The organism is Paenibacillus phoenicis, assembly GCF_034718895.1.
In the GTDB taxonomy this organism is placed as follows: domain Bacteria; phylum Bacillota; class Bacilli; order Paenibacillales; family Paenibacillaceae; genus Fontibacillus; species Fontibacillus phoenicis.
The window spans coordinates 262323-280149 of sequence record NZ_JAYERP010000001.1 but is presented as its reverse complement, the minus strand read 5'-3'; the positions used below and the strand labels follow the sequence as shown (position 1 = coordinate 280149).

Sequence of the window (17827 nt, the reverse complement as noted above, 5' to 3'; positions counted from 1 at the left end):
CGCACCACCTTACCAGACTGCCCCCTACCACCCAACCGTCCAAGCAACAATAAAAAAGTGCAAGCCGCCAAGGAACTCCCTTGCGCTTGCACTTTTGCTCGTTTCGCTAGCCTAGCTCACTCCGTAAACCGATGCCATGCAATCGACGAACATCCGGTTGTATTCCTGGCGGGTCAGATCCTTATTGCAATGGATATCGCGTCCAAGGAACTGGTACCAGGTGATCTCGACCTGATCTTTTTTGTACAGGAACCGGCCGTTCGTCAGTGAAAATTTGTCGTTCTCGAAGGGCACGATGTTCTCGTAATCCAGCTCGCTGCCTTGCTGCTCGGCCACGAACGTCGCCAGCAAAATCAACATTTTGAAGGGATCGTCATAGATTTCATATTGAGCGCTCAAACGGCAACCTCTCCTTTATCCGTGATTACTCTCATCGTACTCGAATTGCCCTCGCGACAAATAGGAAAATTATAAGATCCTTTATGAATTTTATCGCATAATAAACAACGCCCCGGAACAACGTCCGGAGCGTAAAAAGTCATTCTAAAAACGCACACATGAGTGATAAATGTTCAAAAATCAATTAAACCGAGACTGATGAGCAGCGAATCGTTCACTTTCTTCATCGTCTCCTCATCCAAATGCGTAATTTTATCCGTTAGTCTTTGTTTATCGATCGTTCGAATTTGCTCCAGCAAGATGACGGAATCCCGGTCAAATCCGTGAGTTGCCGCGTCAATCTCAACATGGGTCGGCAATTTCGCCTTTTGGATTTGTGCCGTAATAGCAGCAACAATGGCCGTTGGGCTAAATCGGTTTCCGATATCATTCTGGATGATAAGCACCGGTCTGACCCCGCCCTGCTCAGAACCTACCACAGGGGAGAGATCTGCAAAAAAAACGTCGCCGCGCTTTACGATCAATGTTTACACCCCGCTTACTAGGCGGTCCAGAGTGATGTCTGCATCTTCTTCCGCATGGAACGCTTCGGAGGCCATGGACAAATTAATTTTGGCCATCTCCATATAGCCGCGCTGCATCGATTCGCGGATGAAACGTTTCTTCCGCTCGTTCAGATACAGCTTCATGGCCTGCCTGATCAACTCGCTGCGATTGGAGTTCTCCATCGCCACGATTCCATCAACTTCCTGCAATAGCTGATCCGGCAAACTGATCATGATTCTTTTGGTGTTGTGCATATTAGCCATCTTAAAACTTCCACCCCCAAAACCTACTCGCCCCTGTTTCCTGATAATCAGTATAGCATTATTCAAGGAAATTTATACAAAAGAAATATATGCCGAGCGTATATCAAGTATGCTGCATTTCATTATAAACAAAAACAGTGGTGCCGTACATACCTGATCATTTCCATGTTTAGTATTCGATAGACCTGGCATAAATTCCTTCACGCAGGGACAGTTTTGTTGAATTTTGTCTGCTGCGCCAATTCCGTCACAGCAGCGGGTTCAGCAATAAGACCGATTCGCCCTTTCGTTTGTATACCCGGGGCACTCGGTGGGCCAGCATGCAAATCAACTCGTAATGGATCGTTCCCATGGCGGAAGCCAGCTCCCCGGCGGTAATTTCCTCGCCGGCTTGCCGGCCGATGAGCACAACCTCTTCGCCGGCTTGAATTTCTTCGGCTTCCTCAGCCAAAGCTTGAAGCGATACCATACATTGGTCCATGCATATGACGCCTGTTACAGGGACACGGCGGCCGCGTATTAGTACCTGCGCCTTGCCGTTTAACATCCGTGAATATCCGTCGGCATACCCGATCGGAAGCGTGGCAATCCGCTCTTCCTGCTCGGTGATGTATCTCGCTCCATAACTAATGGCGGAATGGGCAGGCAACGTCTTCACCCGTACCGTTTCCGTTTTCAGCGAGAGAACCGGGGTGAGCTTCACTTGATCGCGTCTCACCTCGTCGGATGGATACAAGCCGTACAGTGCGATGCCAATGCGGACCATTTGCACCGACAGTTCCGGCATATCAATGGCGATTGCGCTATTTCCCGTATGTATGATCGGGATGCGAATATTATGCTCCCGCAGCGCTTCCACCACGCCCTGAAACCGGCGATATTGTTCCAATGTATAGCTTTTGTCTTCCTCGTCCGCCGTGGCATAGTGGGTGAACAAGCCTTCTACTTCCACATGCGGCACTTGCATAGCCTTGCGTACGAAGGCGACCGCCTCATCTCCAGGCAGCAGTCCGACGCGGCCCATGCCGGAATCGATCTTGATATGGACTTTCAGCTTATGCGGGAATTCAGCAGGATTCAGCGCTTCAATCGCCTCCAGCACTTCGTTGCTGAAGACATTTAGCGTGACATCATGCTCCCAAGCGGTGCGAACCCCGTGTGGCGGCGTATATCCTAGCACGAGAATCGGCAGCTGAATGCCGGCTTTCCGAAGCTCCAGCGCTTCGTCCAGAAAGGCGACGCTGAGATAATCCGCGCCGATCTGTTCCAACTCCTTCGCCACAGGTACAGCACCATGCCCATACGCGTTAGCTTTTACACATGCCAGCATTTTCATGTCCTTCGGTTGTCTTCTCCGCAATTCTTCGAAATTGCTGCGCAGCGCGTCCAAATCAATTTCCGCATGGGTTGGTCGATACATCACTTGCACTTTCGGGTCACCTTCTCCAAAGATTGAGAGTTCAAATATCTGAGCAATATCCTAATGGTAATGTTCATGAATGCGGCTGTCAATTCTGCAAAAGAACCCAATTCCTGAGGAGGCGCTTAATACACCCTTATAGAAGAAAGAGGCGAATCCACGGGGCCTGGGGAACGCTCCTCCCCTCCGGCACAGCCGCAATCCGCCTGTTCCTTGTGTTACTTACCGGTTTGGTCCTGCATCGAAGCGGCAATTTTGACCATTTCGGTCACCGGCAGATTCTCGCTCGTAATCCGGAATTCCAATCCGTCCACTGTCCAGGTGAGTGTCCGCAGAGTATCGCCGGTCAGCAGCCCCCACGTAAAGCCCATATCGATGAATTCACCCGGTACGAGCGATGCAGTGCGGTCCGGCGAACGCGTCTCCGTCAGCGTAAATTGATATGTACCGTCATACCGCAGCAGTACAGTCGTACGATCGGTACCTTCCACGGCTTTGTCATCCTGGTACAAGACCCCATCCGGCAAATATGTTGGGATAATTACGCCAAAGGGTTCCGTCAACGCCGGTGCAGCCGAAGATGTGTTGCCACTGGCTTCATCGGTTGCTGCATCGCCGTTTGCGCCCGCTGCCTCATCGGTTGGCGTCTTCTCCACAAGCATGCCGTTCTCGTCAACTTCCAGCAACGTGCCTTGGGAATTCTGGGCAGCTGTATCGAGGTTATGCTGCATGTCAAACGAGTTCTTGTCGAACTTGGTGCCAAAGTCGAATTTATCGAATTTCACTTCGACAACAACTTTCGCTTCGGCATCGGATACCTGAACTTGCTTCGGCGCATAGTTGTCCTTGGCCAGCCAGATTTTTTGCCGGACTAAGGCATGGGTGTTGTAATTAGCCGCAACATCGAAGATGTAGCTATCCTTGTCGCTTTCAAATTGCCGCGAGCTGTCGCTTAAGATACTGCGAGCCAGCGTTTGATACAGATACACTTGACCTTGGTTCTCCGGCCAGTCGCTTTGGAAGCGGAAGCTCTTGTTCAGGCTTGGCGTCAGTACGAATACGCCTTGTTCGTTGCGGAGCACGATTTGCGTAACGTCCTTTTGAGCATTGGTGAGCGCGATCCGGTAGAACGACGGATTTTGGTACCAGACCTCCACCTTGTACTCCTGAGGCTTGTCACCCGTATAAAGCGTCATCGTGCCGGAGCCCTGATAACTCTCCAACTGGGCAACCAATTTGTCCAAATCCTTGACGACGCCGTCGGCGTCCTTTTTCCCGCATGCAGCCAGCACGAAGCTTAAGGCTATCACGATGGTCAGCATCCACGTGAAACGGCGCATGAGATCATCCCCTCTGCAGTTTGATTTCCTAAACTGATACATGTCTATGAGGGAACTTGGCCGATTATGCAGACTAGCCCTGCTCGGGAAAAGACAAGTTACCGGATTCGGGGCAACCCGTTGCGGTTGTAGGCTATTGCAGGCTATTCATCCTTGGCTGCATTCGTAATCGAGTCTAGATGAGCCTTCAGAACGCGGTTGATTTTGTCTGGATCCACCCGTAAGGGATCAAGCAAGGCATGTAAGGTGATGCCGTCGATCAACGCGTGCAGCCGCACCGTTTCCATCTCCCGATCCAGCCCGGCTTGCAGCAAACCATGCTGATCCATGGTGGTGATCAACCGCTGCATCAAGTCGTACAACCCGTCATGGCGCGCATCAAATTTCCCCGGCTTATGCCTGAAATAGGCTGTGAACGCCATCCACACCTCCGCTTCCGCCCGGGTCTCCTCACGGGTCGGCACGACCTCCTGCAAAATCCTCAGCACCTTCTCCAGCGGCGGCAGATCCAACGCGGAGATTTCGATAATTCGTTCCGTCGCTCTCTCCTTCACCAGGTTCATCGCATAGCACAGCAGCTCCTCCTGCGAGTTGAAATCATGGCGCAACGCCCCCGGTGAAAGCCCCGCCTCCTTAGCGATATTGCGAACGGTGGCCCCTTCCATCCCCTGCTTCAAAATCACCCGCCAGGTTGCTTCGGCTATAATCTGTTTTCTTTGTTCATGATCTACTAGTTTTGGCATGCCTCTAGTTTAGCACCTCCAGGGCGGATCACACAATTTATTTAGTACAGTTGTATTAATTGAAACAGGATGTTACAATACACTCAACCTTTTTACATTTCATCTGTTACTGGAGGTCATTATGAACTTTATCGCCTGGATGATTGTGGCCTGTGAGATCGCCTTTTGGATCGTGATTCTTGCAGGATTATCCGTTCGTTATGGACTAAAGCGACCAAAGCTGGGGATGGCTTTGCTGGCCTTAACGCCGGTGATCGATCTGCTGCTGTTCGTCCTCACCGGGGTGGACCTGTATAACGGTGCCGTAGCAACGACAGCCCATGGAATCGCCGCCGTATATATCGGGGTCTCGATCGCTTTCGGCAAGAGCATGATCGATTGGGCCGATCGTTGGTACCGTTATCTGTTCGTCGGGGAGAAGGACGCTAGACCGCCCAAACGTTATGGCCTGGAGTATGCCAAGCACGAGCTGAAGGGATTTCTGCGCCATGCCCTCTCTTTCCTGATTGGCGGAGCACTGCTCTTTGGCATGATCACCTTCATCAACGATCCGAGTCGGACCGAAGCGCTGGGCGGGATCCTGCGAGTTTGGAGTATCGTGTTCGTCATCGATGGTCTCATTATGATCTCCGCGTTCATCTGGCCCAAGCAGCCGAAACATAAAACGGACCGGGCTTGAATCGCCCGATCCGTTTTGTCGTGGTATGTACTTGTCATCCCCATATCACGCTTACCTGTAAAAAGTACCGTTAATTTCTTTAAATACACCCGATGTGTTCAAATTAACTGGAAATCCTGACGTTAATTTTGCCCGAAACCGCCTGTAAGCGACGATTCCGGCAAATTAACAGTAGGATTTCCAGTTAAATTACTCCGCTCCCCCAAAATGCCCAAAAATAACGGTAGAAAATCCAGTTAGTCGATCCCGTCCGGCGATCCTGATCCTCTGCCAGACCCTCTGCCAGACTTCAAAAGGCAAGAGGCTCCCCTTATCAGCTGATCAGCTAGGCACTCCCGCCTGCGCCTCCGCCTTCCCAACCGCCGCTTCCTTTGCGGTCAAGTGACGCTTCGCCAGCAGCAGGAACGGCACGCCGCAAGCGGTCGTCAGCGCGATGATCCCAAAGATGAGCAGAGACTGCAGGGCGCCAAAGGCATCCAACAGGAAACCGCCCACCAGCGGTGCGAGCACGTTGCCTAATTGGTTGAAGCCAAACATGCCGAAATAGGTCCCGCGCAGCGAGGCAGGAGCAATCCGGTCAACCAGCACGTCCGTCATCGTAAACATCAGCACTTCGCCGATCGTAAAGATCACTACGCCCACCAGGAACGCCCAGACCGCATGCACCGAGCCGAACAGCAGCAGGCTGCCGGACACGAAGAGATTGCCCGCAACCAGCGGCACAATCGGCGAGAAGCGACCGGCAAACTTGACGATCGGGAACTGCACCGCCAACACAACAATGGCGTTCAGCGACAGCATGTAACCAAACAGCGTGGCCCCGTCCTGGATGCCCGGCGTCATCTCCAGGTACTGTGCCAGCGTTGAGCTGAAATGGCCGTACCCGAGCACGCAGAAAATCATGCCTATCAGCACGTACAAAAAGGTGCGGTCCCTGCCGGTCACCTGCATGGCGCCCTTCAACGTCAAACGCTCGCCTGCTCCATGACCCGCGATCCCGATTTCCTTGTGCAGCATAAACTGGAAGACCAGAACCAACCCGTACACCAAATACACGAGACCCGCGAAATAGAAGGCCAGTCCCGTCTCGGAAGCACCCACTTGCAATCCAAGGATCGGCCCAATTACAACGCCGAGATTGATCGCGGCGTAACGCAAATTAAATACCAGCATTTTGCTTTCCTGCGGGGTGATATCGGCCAGCAGCGCCCGGGAGGTTGGCTCGAACAGCGCCCGGCATAATCCGTTTAGGGCGTTCATGATAAAGAAAAGCCACACTTGATTCGCCAGCCCAAAGCCGATAAACACCAGCACCCAACCGAAGATCGAAATGTACAGTACCCGCTTGCGTCCGATGACGTCCGAGATGTAGCCGCCATAGAAGCTGGCGAACACCCCAATCAGCGAACTGACCGCAATGACGATCCCGGTTTCGGAGGGAGATGCTCCCAGCGATTTGATCAAGTAAATAGATAAGAACGGAATACTCATGGACGAAGCCATACGTCCAAAAATCGTCCCAATAATAATGGTCCACGACAAGGGATGAATGCTCTTGAGTTGTGCGTTCATTTGGTTTCGCCTTCTTTGTTCACAAGATGTTCAAAACTATCTCCCTATTAAAACCGCGAATCCAATAGTTGTCAAGACTTGTCAGAAGGACTAATGCTTGACGTTTTGGCAGAGGTTCGGGAGGAGCCCGGCGTTTCTCCACCGGCAGGGACGGCCGGGAACCGGATCAGCACCGTCGTGCCGATGCCGGGGCGGCTATACAGCTTCACCCCGTACTCCGACCCAAAATGCAGTTGAATGCGGCTATGGACATTCCGAATGCCAAAGCCGCCATCTGCTCCGGGGGCCGGGTTGAACACTTGCCGCTGCCGTTCCTGCGTCATGCCAATCCCGTCGTCGATAATCTTGAAGCACACCTCCCGCCCTTCCGTATATCCTTGAATCCGAACGTGGATCGGGTCGCCAAACCAGGCATGCTCCAGCGCATTCTCGATAAACGGCTGCAACACAAGCTTCACCGTAGCCAAAGACAGGATGGCAGGATCAACCTCAAAGTCGAAGGACACCGCCTCTCCGAACTTCGTACGCTGAATGTTAATATAAGCTTCGGCCTGCGCCAGCTCGCTATGGATCGGGATGATCGTGCGTCCATCGCTGAGCGACAAGCGGTAAAACTTCGCCAAATCCAGCACCATGCGCTGCAGCTTGTCAATCTCCCCGAATTTGGCCAGCCGGCTGATCGAGGACAACGTATTATAGAGGAAATGCGGATTAATCTGCGCCTGCAGCGTCTCCAGCTCGGCCTCTTTTTTCTCAAGCCGGGTCAGATAGACCTGCTCAATCAACTGCTTGATATTGTGCCCCATCTCATTCAGGGCGGAAGCGATCTGCGAGAACTCGTCTTTCCCCCGATAGCGCATCCGTTTATGCAAATCCCCCTCACGGAAGGCGTTTAAGACCGAGACGATTTTCGTCACCCGGATCGAGAAATAACGGGAGATAAACATGCCGGCAAACGTAAACACAATCAGGCACAACAGGCAGATCAAGATCACAAACCAGCGCACCTTCGCCGAGTCCCGTTCCATGATCGTAAGCGGAACCCGGGCCGTCAGCACCCATCCTGGGCCTTCAAGCTCCTCTTGGATCGTCAAATACTCGGTTGTTCCAGAGGATGCTGCAAACCCACCGGACTCGTATAACGTCTCCCCCGTCCCATCCTGGATGAGCAACTGGCTGCCTTCGCCGATTTTGCGGTAATCCAGCGCCCCGAACAGCTCGCCGATCCGAACGCTGAGCCGCAAGAAGCCGATTTCCCGCAAATCCAGCGGCTTGTTGCTGTCGACCAACCGGCGCAGCAGCGAGATTCTGCCCTGTTCCCGGTCCTTCTCCACCTTTCGCCAAACGAGCGTCTCTCCGTATCGCTCCTCAGGAAAATCTATGTACCACGCTTTATCCTGAAGCCTGCTTAAATGATAGATATTATAGTTGCCTTCAAGCGCATCCGGATTCTCATTCACAAAGGAACCGTGATAAATCTCGGGCAGCGTATCATTCTCCAGAAAAACGTACATGGCGAGCTTCAGACCGGTCGCATTCATCGCAATATGCAGCTTGGGCTGAAGCACCATCGTCGTCCGTTCATAACTGCTCCAGCCCTCCTCATAGCTGCGCAGCTGCGTGATCAACATGTAATCGTGATAGAGCATCGAGGAGACGCGCTCGACATCCGCCAGTTTGTATTCGACGTTGTCCCGGATTTGCAGCAGCGTCCCCTGGATATTACTGCGGGTTTGATTGCGTATGGATTCCTGATAGAGAGAATGGGAAAAATAGCCGATCGCCAGCACCGGAATCAAAATAAATACGAGGTAGGTCAACATCAGCTTGTAGCCAAACGGAAGGTAACGCAGCGCTCGGGGCGGCGTCACGCGGTGGATTTTCATCAAGTCGGCCTCACTCCCGTTTGCGGAATTCCATCGGCGTCATCCCGAAGGTCTCCTTAAATTGCCGGCTAAAGTAAGGGATATAGCGGTAACCTACTTGACCGGCGACCTCGTAAATTTTCACCTTCGGGTCTTTGAGCAGCTTACGTGCCCGTTCCATTCGCAGTTCAGTCAGCATTTCGCTGAAGCCTTGGCCGGTTTCCTCCTTAAAAAGATGCCCTAGATAGTTCGGCGAAAAGGCGAATTGCTGAGCGATGTTCTTTAAGGTGAGATTCTCGTGGAGGCGCGCCTGCATCGTCGCGATGATTTCCCGGATCAGCCGGCTGCAACCCGGCGCAGGGCGCGCCTCGGTCAACCGCGCCGCAGCTTGCCGCTCCTGCTCGTCCTCCAGCTTCTCAACGCCTTGCGCTTGCAACGCCTGCATCATTTTCAGATACTGCTCCTCCGTCCGCTTCCGATTCGCTTCATGTTCCAGCTCCAGCGTAATTTGCCGGAGCGAGGCGACCAACTCGTCGTCGTCCATCGGCTTCAGCACATAGCTGCAGGCTTTGAGCGAGAGCGCCTGCTTCACATAATGAAAATCCTGGTGTCCGCTGACAAACACGACGCGGACGTCCGGCTTCCGGTCCATCGCCTGGCGTGCCAGCTCCAGCCCGGACATATGCGGCATATTGACGTCCGTGACCAGAATGTCGATCGCCTGCCGTTCCATCAGCTCGCAGGCCGAGAAGCCGTTGCTAACGGCGCCCACCACCTCCATCCCCAGCTCGGACCAGGGAATAAACGTCCTCATGCCCTCCAGGTCAAGATGCTCGTCATCAGCAAGCAGTACCTTGTACACGATCGTGTCAGCCCCCTTTTTTCCTTGCGGAAGTTCGGTTTCAGCTCCGTTTCCCCTAAGTATACCCGGCCTCCCTGTTCGTTGAGAACGGAGAAAATCCTCTAATCCTCCCCGCCCTGCGCTACAGGAAAAGGGAGCCTAATGAATCGGGCCCCCTTGCCAAATAGCTTGCCTGTCTCGGTTAATTGCCTTGGATCATCTTCAAATTCTCATGCCAGCGCTGAGTATAGTAATCCAGCAGCTTCTCGAACCCAATGGCCATCGTGTCCTCATGCGCTTTGTCGAGGATCGCCAACGCTTCCTCGTCCGTCTTCGCATACAGCGCTTGCGCTCTCGCTTTCTGCCAAATGTCCTTGCCGCTTTGGAAGGTGATGCCCTCCTCGGTATCCGGCAGCGGGAACAAATTGATGAATTCCGTAGCGTCGCCCTGCGTTTTCCATGTAATTTCGTACTGCCAATAGGTTGACCAGTTCCGTTCGCTCTCCGGCAGCGTTGCTTCGAATCTCCCTTTAATATCGTCAACGTACACGGTATTGCCAACCCACATCAACGGGTCCATCTTCGCTTGATAATCGGCGAGCTTTTCTTTTTCCTTCGTATATTTCTCCGTGAACTTCGGCGTGATGCCGTCCGCTTCCCGTCCTTGCCAGAACTCGCCTTCAACCCCCCACATCTGCAGGGTCATCCCCTCAGGACCGGTCCACCAATCCAAGAAAGCGAAGATCGCTTCCGGATTCTTGGCGCTGGTCGTAATGACCGCTGCGTTCCAACCGAGCATGTTATAAGTGCCGGGATAAATTTTGTTTTTGTCCAGCCCTTCCTTGTGAATCGGCCAGATCATGAAATATCCGGCGTCCGGATCCTTTTGGGTCAAGGCTGCGTGGGCCTGCATCGCATACAAGGTCGGATTGGAGGAAGTGTACACCGCCACCCGGCCGTTCATCAGCTTTTCCTGCACCTGGTCTCTGGTCTGCGTCATGGCGTCCTGCGTCATCAACTTCTCGCGGAACAGCTTCGCCGCGTAGACCACCGATTCCCGGAACGGTTCGTCCTTGTAAATCGAAGTCATTTTATCCCCGTTGGGTACGGCAAAATAACGCGGAAAACTTAAATTGTTCTCCTTAAACGCGGAGTAAATCTGATCAAGACCGTGACCTTCGCTGGCCAAATCCGTCTCCAGCGGGATGACGTCCGGATATTTCTCCTTCACCAGCTTCAGGTAAGCATACAAATCATCGGTTGTTTCCAGTTTAGGCGAACCGAGCTCTTTATAAATCTTCTTGTTGACCACCCATCCGGCATTGCCGTTCGGACGGTTCGTGTACCAGTTCGGGAATTGATACAGCTTGCCGTCAGGGGATCGCAGCATGTTCATTGCCTTCGGATCCAGCCATTTTTTCAAATTCGGATACTTCTCGATATAATCGTCCAATGGCACCAGCAAGCCTGCTTCGCGCAGCCGTTCGACGTCCGCACCCCGCTCCCCCCAAATGACGTCCGGCAGATCGCCGGAGGCAATCATCGTGTTTAGCTTTTGCACCGTATTTCCGCCGTTTGGAATTTCTGTGATGTTCACCTTCTTGTTCTCTTTCACCCAAGCTGTCGTTTCGTCGGCGCCCCATTTGGGCATGGTGTACCAGTCATAGTTGCCGTAAAGCGTGAATTCCAGCGGCTCCTTCCCCAGCTCGAAAAGCTGCGGTTCCGCAGACTCCGCCTGGTTCGTCTCCGCATTGCTGCCGTTCTCCTTCGGCGCTTCGGCAGGATTACCGCCACTCGCGCTGTTGCCCCCGCCGCCGGAGCATCCGGCCAGGATGACGGCAATCGCCATGATGATGATCAACAGTTGGCTTAACCGTGTTCCCCGCTTTTTCATACGACTGTTATCCCCTTTCGACTTTCATTTTTATGTTCAAAGCAGAGCCTTCTGCCTTAAACGCCGCCTGCAGTACTTTCGACTACTCCTTCAAAGACCCGACCAGCACCCCTTTGACAAAATACTTCTGCACAAACGGATACACCAGGACGATCGGGATCGTTGCGACCATCATGGTGGCCATCGACAGCGATTTGCTGGTGACGGTTTTGGCCTGCGCCATATGGGCTTGCGCCGCTGCATCCAGGTTAGCTGTCTGCTCGGAGACGATGTTGGACGCGAGAATCTGCTTCAGAATGGTCTGAATCGGCAGCAGCTCCTCCTTCGAAATGTAGATGCTGGCGATGAACCACTCGTTCCAATGCCCAACCGCGGTAAACAGCGACAACGTTGCGATAACCGGTCCCGACAGCGGCAGCACGATGCGGAACAAGGTGCCCCAATTGCCGCAGCCGTCGATTTTGGCCGATTCCTCCAGCCCTTGGGGCAGCCCCTGGAAGAAGGTACGGAAGATGATCATGTTCCAGACCCCGATAAGCGAAGGAATGATATAAACCCAGAAGGAGTTAAACATCCCCAGATTACGGATCAGCAGAAACGTTGGAATCAATCCGCCGGAAAAATACATCGTAAAAATACACATCAGCATGTAAACCTTACGCCCCATCAGCTCGCGCTTGGTCATCCCATAAGCGAAGATCGCCGTGGCCAAGATGGCGCTGACCGTTCCGACGACGGTCCGAAGGACGGAGATGATGAAGCCCGACATCAGCCGTTCATCCTGGAAGACGACCTCGTAATTTTCCAGGGTGAAGGCGCGCGGCCAGAGGGTAATTCCGCCTTTTGCGGTATCCAGCCCCTCGTTTAGCGAGATCGCAATGGCATTCAGGAACGGATATAACGTGGAGAGGGAAAAAATGGTTAAGAAGACGTAGATGAAAGCAACCATGACCCGGTCGCCTCTGCTGCTATACATCGCGAGCACCTCCTCCTGATTACCATAAGCTGTTGCCGGATCGGCGGGCTACATAGTTAGCGAGGGTCAACAGTCCGACACTTACAACCGCTTTAAACAACCCGACGGAGGTAGCGTAGGAATAGCGGTAATTGTTGATCCCGACCCGGATCACGTACGTATCGATGACGTCGGATACATCGCGCAGCGCCGGGTTCACGGCCAACACGAGGATATCCTCGAAGCCGGCGCTCAGCAAATTGCCGATGGCCAGAATCATAAAAATCGAAATCACCGGCATAATCGATGGAAGCGTTATCAAATAAATCTGCTTAAAACGGCTGGCCCCGTCAATCGAAGCGGCCTCATACGTATGGGGATCCACCCCGGCGATCGCCGCCAGGTAGACGATCGAGCCAAAGCCGATTTCCTTCCAGACGTTGGTCGTGATCAGAATGGTCCAGAAGTATTCCGGGAGCGACAGAAAATTAATCGGCTCCTGAATCAGATTCAGCCGTTCCAGCAGCATGTTTAAGCTGCCGTTATCCGTGGCGAGCAGCGAAGCGACCAAGCCGCCGAGAATGACCCAGGACATAAAATGCGGTAAATACGTAATCGTCTGAACGACTCGCTTGAACACCATTTTCCGCACTTCGTTGAGCATTAAAGCCAGCAGAATCGGCGCCGGAAACCCGATGACAAACTTCAGCAGGCTGATGACGATCGTATTACGCATAACCGTGTAAAAATCCGGGGAGTTAAAGAAGTAAGCAAAATGCTTCCAGCCCACCCACGGACTTCCCGTAAAGCTGTGCCCGATCTTGTAGTCCTGAAAGGCGATCAAGACACCATACATCGGGATATAACTAAACACGAAGATGAGGGCAAGCGCCGGGAGAACCATCAACTGCAGGTCGATTTGCCGAAAAAAACGCTCGATCCCGCTCTTCCTTCTTTTATAAGGCATGTGCGGCATGGCGGGTTCGGGTTGCATTTCCCGATCCGTGGATAATCGGGCCATAAACGCTTCTCCCCTTTACGCTTTTTTGATCTTGAAAGTTATTGTATATTGGCCGCCGGGCCCTTGCCTATCTGACCAATCAACGAAATGTGATACTAATCAACCGGGTATGATTTCATTTCCTCCCGCGGGCGAATTAGTGTAAGATAAAGTCCGTATTGCTTATCCAACTTCCAATGGATACAACTCAGATTTAGGGGGCTTTATTTACGTGAAATCCGATTCCTCAACTTTGCAGAAAAAATTGCTGCCCCGCCACATCAGCTTCATGGCCATGGGCGGCGTTATCGGCACCGGGATCTTCAAAGGGAGCTCCGAGACCGTCAGCCTGGCCGGGCCTGGCGTGATTTTTTCTTATGCCTTTGCCGGATTGCTGCTGCTGGTCGTCATGGGCGCTATTGCCGAGATGGCGACAGTGTATCCTGGCCGCAACATGAAGGACTTCATCCGGGAGGCGTTTGGCGAGCGCATCTCCTTCATTCTGGGGTGGATGTACTGCTTCATGTGGCTGGCCGTATGCGTCATTGAGGTGATTGCCGCCGGCAGTTTCCTGCAGTTCTGGTTGCCGGACGTGCCGCTCTGGGTGCTTAGCCTAGCCAGTGCCGCCTTTATCTTGGCCATCAATCGAATGAGCGTAGCCGGTTACGGCGAGTTTGAGTTTTGGCTGGCCGGGATTAAAATCGCGATGATCATTGTCTTTATTCTCCTGGGCGCGGCCATGCTGTTTGGCCTGATCCCTGGGGCGAGCGCTCCGTTCCCGCACAATTACCGGGATTACGGCGGCTTGTTCCCGAACGGATGGACGGCAATCTTCTCGGCGCTGCTGGTCGTCATGTTCTCCTACGGCGGCTCCGAGCTGATCGGACTGACCTTGTCGGAGGCCAAGGATGCGGAAAAAGTGTTGCCTCGGGTGGTCAAAAGCTTTATTTTGCGCGTGGTGCTGTTTTACACGTTACCGATTCTGATCATTTGCGGGCTGATACCGTGGAACAGTCTCAGTGAGCAGACCAGCCCGTTCGTGCAGGTGCTGTCCTCGGTTGGTTTGCAGGGGGCGGCGCATCTGATGAACTTCATTCTGATTACGGCGGTCTTGTCCGCTGCCAATTCCGGCATCTATGGCGCGACCCGGATGCTCCACTCGATGGCCGCCGGCGGGGAAGCCCCGGCGAAGCTGGCGCGGATCTCCGCCAAGGGCGTTCCGGTCAACAGCTTAATTCTTTGCGGGGTTGTTCTGATCCTCGGCTCCATGTTGGCCGTCTTTAATCAGGCAGGCTTGTTCCGTCTATTGATGGCGGTACCCGGCTTTGTCGTGCTGCTCGTCTGGATCACCATCTGCTTGTCCCAGTTAAAGCTGCGCCAGCGTTATCCGGCGGCACCTAGCTTTAAAGTCTGGGGCTTCCCGTATATTACGGTGCTGACCGTGATCAGCCTCGTTGTCATTGCGCTGCTGTTCTTGTTCGACGCGCAGAACCGCATCAGTATCGGGACCTGCCTGGCCGTGCTGCTCCTGCTGATCGTCTGGTCGTGGGTCCGTTTCCGCCCGCGCCCCGGCCAGAGTCGGTAGAGGTGTTGGAGCTGGCTTTTACGGGATTATCCCGCTGACTCAGCCGGCTGATGGTGCTGCAGCAGACGCTTTTACATGATTATCCCGTTCGGTCAGCTGGGTCGGCCCCTGTATTCCCCTGTTTCTCCCGGTCCTTGGCCCATGTTACAATAAGGGAAGAGGAGAGACTACGATTTTGGGGGAAGCCATGGAACTTCAGGTGGTTACTGAACTTTTGATGAGCAAGCCGACGCTGCGTTACCGGATCGCTCGCCGCATCCGGAATGCTTACCGATACGATACCGCCTTTTGGCGATCCGCCATTGCCGGCCCCTGGGGGGCCGGCATGTTCGCGTTTGGCCTGCTGGCGCTGGGCATGCCGACCGGGTTGGGGAGACCTGTCGACCTGCTGCTGTTCCTGCTCGCGGGAACGCTGGGCCTGTACCTGACCGCCCACACCGCCGCGCTGCTGCTGGCTTTGATCGGCGTGCCGATCCCCCGCCTGTTTACGGGGGCGGTCCTGTTCGATTTTGCCGCAGCCTTCGTTATTTTCTACTATAACGAAGTAGCGATGCCCGCGGCTGCGGTCGTGGCCGCGGTGATCAGCCTGGCGGGAATCGCCGCCGGGCTGCTTTATGGGGCGCTCGCCAGCCGGAGGCTGCGGCTGCGCCATAAAGCGGCAGCCGCCCTGATGGCGGCGCTGCTGGTGGCCGCCGCCGCGATCTGGCCGTTCGCGGCGGGACCAGGGGGCGGCTCCGCCGTACCGGCCTATCAAGGCGTGCAAAGCGCCGGGATATGGAAAGCCGGCGAAGCCGAAGATGACAAGGCGCGCGATGGCGCAAGCAGCGACGCCGCCGTCGGTTCAGCGGCCGTGCCAAGCTTGGCCGATCTGCTGGACAGCCCCGCCGAACCCGGGCCGTATGAGGTGTCGACCTTCACCTACGGCAGCGGGAACGACGCTTGGCAGCCCGAATACGGGGAAGCGGTCGACATCACCTCCGAAACGGTGGATGCCTCCGCCTATATTAAAAAGTGGTCCGTCTACCGGACCGCCTATTGGGGATTTAATCAGCGGGCACTTCCGCTGAACGGAAGAGTCTGGATGCCCGTCGCAGCGGAGGAGGAAAGTGCTGCCCCGGGGGACAGCACTGACGAAAGCCAAACCCGCTACCCGCTCGTGCTGATCGTTCACGGCAACCACCTGATGGAGGATTTCTCCGATGACGGATACGCTTATCTTGGAGAGCTGCTGGCCAGCCGTGGATTCACCGCCGTATCCGTCGATGAGAATTTCTTGAATTACTCTCTATGGACGGGAATTCCCGATAACGATATGAAGGTTCGAGCTTGGATTTTGCTGAAGCATTTGCAACAGATCGGCACATTTGCCGCAGAACCGGATAATCCGTTATACGAAAAAATCGACTTTACCCGCATCGGACTGGTTGGTCATTCCCGCGGCGGGCAAGCAGTAGCGATGGCCGCGGGTTACAAGGATTGGTTCGCGGACGACGCGGAGCTCATGTCGAGCTTAGAGGACTACAAGATCCAAGCCGTTGCCGCCATCGCCCCCACCGACAAAAAGGTGGACGGAAAATACACACAGCTTAAGGATGTCAGCTATTTGACACTGCAAGGCGCGCGGGATGGCGACGTCAGCGACTTCGAAGGCGACCGCCAGTACATGCGCACAAGTTTTTCGTCAGGCAAAGATCGGTTCAAAGCCTCGCTGTACATCGGAGACGCCAACCATAGCCAGTTCAATAGCAGCTGGGGCGGTCGGGACGTCAGTTATCCGAAGGGCATCCTGCTCAGCCGGAACGGGATGCTGTCGCCTTCCGAACAACGGAGCATCGCGAAGGTGTACATCTCGGCTTTCTTTGAGGAGACGCTGCATGGTGCGGGAGCGGGGAATAACGGAGCAACAACCACTCTCCACGCTGTGTCCGGCTCCGCTTCGGTAACGAACACCAGCGCCAAGCTCGGCCGCTATCTCCCGCTGCTGCAGGATTACCGCACGGGCTTAGCCTGGCTCCCGGACACCGCATATTACAACCGGTTCGAGCGCAGCACATTTACCGCTTGGGCCCGCTACGATGAAGATTTGAACCGGTTGAGTCTCCCCGGGGGAGGGAAAGCAGCGGGCAGCAACCTCACCTGGAAGGAGGAAGAGGCAAAGAACCGGCAAAACGGCACCAAGCCGTCCCGGGGAATCGTGCTGGAGCGTAAGCCTAGCGGCAATGAGCCGTCCACTTATACGTTAAGCTGGGAGCAAGGTGCTCCCCTCCCGTCCAGCGGCCAGCTGGAGGAGCTCGCCTTTTCGCTCACGGACCGCAGCTTCGAGCTGCAGGATGACAATACGCCCGATGCGGCTTTGGCTGCGGGTTCCGTCACAGTTGAGGTAGAGCTTACCGACGGCAACGGTACCTCCGTCCGTCTGCCGCTCACGAGGTTTATGGAGGTCGAACCGCTGCCCGTCACCTCGTTTACGATCCACCCCTGGCTGGAGCGCCACCTGTCGGGCGGCAAATACAAGCATCCGACGGAAGCGGTATATCAGACGTATCGTCTAGCTTTGGCAGACTTTGCGGCCGCCAACCCCAGCTTCAATCCGGACACCGGAATCCAGCGGCTGACCTTCCTTCTCAGCGGCGGCGCCGCCAAGCTGATGCTGGATGACATCGGAGTCTATTGATACGCCAAAAAAAACGCTTATTCCCCGCGCTGCGCAATGACAGCGTGATCG

15 protein-coding genes are annotated in these 17827 nt (G+C 54.4%); 3 read left to right on the top strand and 12 right to left on the bottom strand.

Features of this window, described 5'->3' with window-relative positions:
* Positions 1-111: 111 nt before the first annotated feature.
* The 6 genes from U9M73_RS01180 to U9M73_RS01155 all read right to left on the bottom strand — a co-directional run bounded on the left by U9M73_RS01180 (position 112) and on the right by U9M73_RS01155 (position 4711).
* Positions 112-399, bottom strand: a complete 288-nt coding sequence (locus U9M73_RS01180; protein ID WP_009226462.1) for a hypothetical protein — start codon at positions 397-399, stop codon at positions 112-114.
* Between the two features lie 173 nt (positions 400-572).
* Positions 573-923 carry a type II toxin-antitoxin system PemK/MazF family toxin gene (locus U9M73_RS01175; protein ID WP_009226461.1) on the bottom strand — a complete coding sequence of 117 codons (351 nt, stop codon included), beginning with the start codon at positions 921-923 and terminating at the stop codon, positions 573-575.
* Between the two features lie 3 nt (positions 924-926).
* Positions 927-1208: a CopG family ribbon-helix-helix protein gene (locus U9M73_RS01170; RefSeq protein ID WP_016313120.1), complete on the bottom strand. Its 282-nt coding sequence runs from the start codon at positions 1206-1208 to the stop codon at positions 927-929.
* Between the two features lie 247 nt (positions 1209-1455).
* Positions 1456-2637, bottom strand: a complete 1182-nt coding sequence (gene alr, locus U9M73_RS01165; RefSeq protein WP_323075988.1) for an alanine racemase — start codon at positions 2635-2637, stop codon at positions 1456-1458.
* 209 nt (positions 2638-2846) lie between these two features.
* Entirely contained in the window at positions 2847-3968 is a 1122-nt protein-coding gene (locus tag U9M73_RS01160) for a LolA family protein (protein ID WP_036646261.1), read from the bottom strand.
* 143 nt (positions 3969-4111) lie between these two features.
* Entirely contained in the window at positions 4112-4711 is a 600-nt protein-coding gene (locus U9M73_RS01155; RefSeq protein WP_323075986.1) for a TetR/AcrR family transcriptional regulator, read from the bottom strand.
* Positions 4712-4832: 121 nt separating this feature from the next.
* Between U9M73_RS01155 and U9M73_RS01150 the strand changes: the two genes are divergently transcribed.
* Positions 4833-5390 (top strand): hypothetical protein, encoded by a 558-nt coding sequence (locus U9M73_RS01150; protein WP_323075985.1) that lies wholly within the window; start codon positions 4833-4835, stop codon positions 5388-5390.
* Positions 5391-5711: 321 nt separating this feature from the next.
* On the opposite strand, the gene U9M73_RS01145 is transcribed toward U9M73_RS01150, so the two are convergent.
* From U9M73_RS01145 to U9M73_RS01120, 6 genes are all read right to left on the bottom strand, one after another.
* Positions 5712-6962, bottom strand: a complete 1251-nt coding sequence (locus U9M73_RS01145) for an MDR family MFS transporter (protein WP_323075983.1) — start codon at positions 6960-6962, stop codon at positions 5712-5714.
* A 71-nt stretch (positions 6963-7033) separates the two neighbouring features.
* Entirely contained in the window at positions 7034-8848 is a 1815-nt protein-coding gene (locus U9M73_RS01140) for a cache domain-containing sensor histidine kinase (protein ID WP_323075982.1), read from the bottom strand.
* Positions 8849-8858: 10 nt separating this feature from the next.
* On the bottom strand, positions 8859-9689 hold the full coding sequence (locus U9M73_RS01135) for a response regulator transcription factor (protein ID WP_323075981.1): 831 nt from the start codon (positions 9687-9689) through the stop codon (positions 8859-8861).
* A gap of 181 nt (positions 9690-9870) precedes the next feature.
* Positions 9871-11562: an extracellular solute-binding protein gene (locus tag U9M73_RS01130; protein WP_009226452.1), complete on the bottom strand. Its 1692-nt coding sequence runs from the start codon at positions 11560-11562 to the stop codon at positions 9871-9873.
* Between the two features lie 82 nt (positions 11563-11644).
* Positions 11645-12538 carry a carbohydrate ABC transporter permease gene (locus U9M73_RS01125; protein WP_009226451.1) on the bottom strand — a complete coding sequence of 298 codons (894 nt, stop codon included), beginning with the start codon at positions 12536-12538 and terminating at the stop codon, positions 11645-11647.
* Between the two features lie 19 nt (positions 12539-12557).
* Positions 12558-13538 (bottom strand): ABC transporter permease, encoded by a 981-nt coding sequence (locus tag U9M73_RS01120; RefSeq protein WP_397376577.1) that lies wholly within the window; start codon positions 13536-13538, stop codon positions 12558-12560.
* 211 nt (positions 13539-13749) lie between these two features.
* On the opposite strand from U9M73_RS01120, the gene U9M73_RS01115 reads away from it, so the two are divergent.
* Together U9M73_RS01115 and U9M73_RS01110 are read left to right on the top strand one after the other, a co-directional pair.
* Positions 13750-15102, top strand: coding sequence for an amino acid permease (locus tag U9M73_RS01115; protein ID WP_260069880.1), 1353 nt, complete (start codon positions 13750-13752; stop codon positions 15100-15102).
* Positions 15103-15289: 187 nt separating this feature from the next.
* Positions 15290-17776 carry an alpha/beta hydrolase family protein gene (locus U9M73_RS01110; RefSeq protein ID WP_323075979.1) on the top strand — a complete coding sequence of 829 codons (2487 nt, stop codon included), beginning with the start codon at positions 15290-15292 and terminating at the stop codon, positions 17774-17776.
* Positions 17777-17827 lie beyond the last annotated feature (51 nt).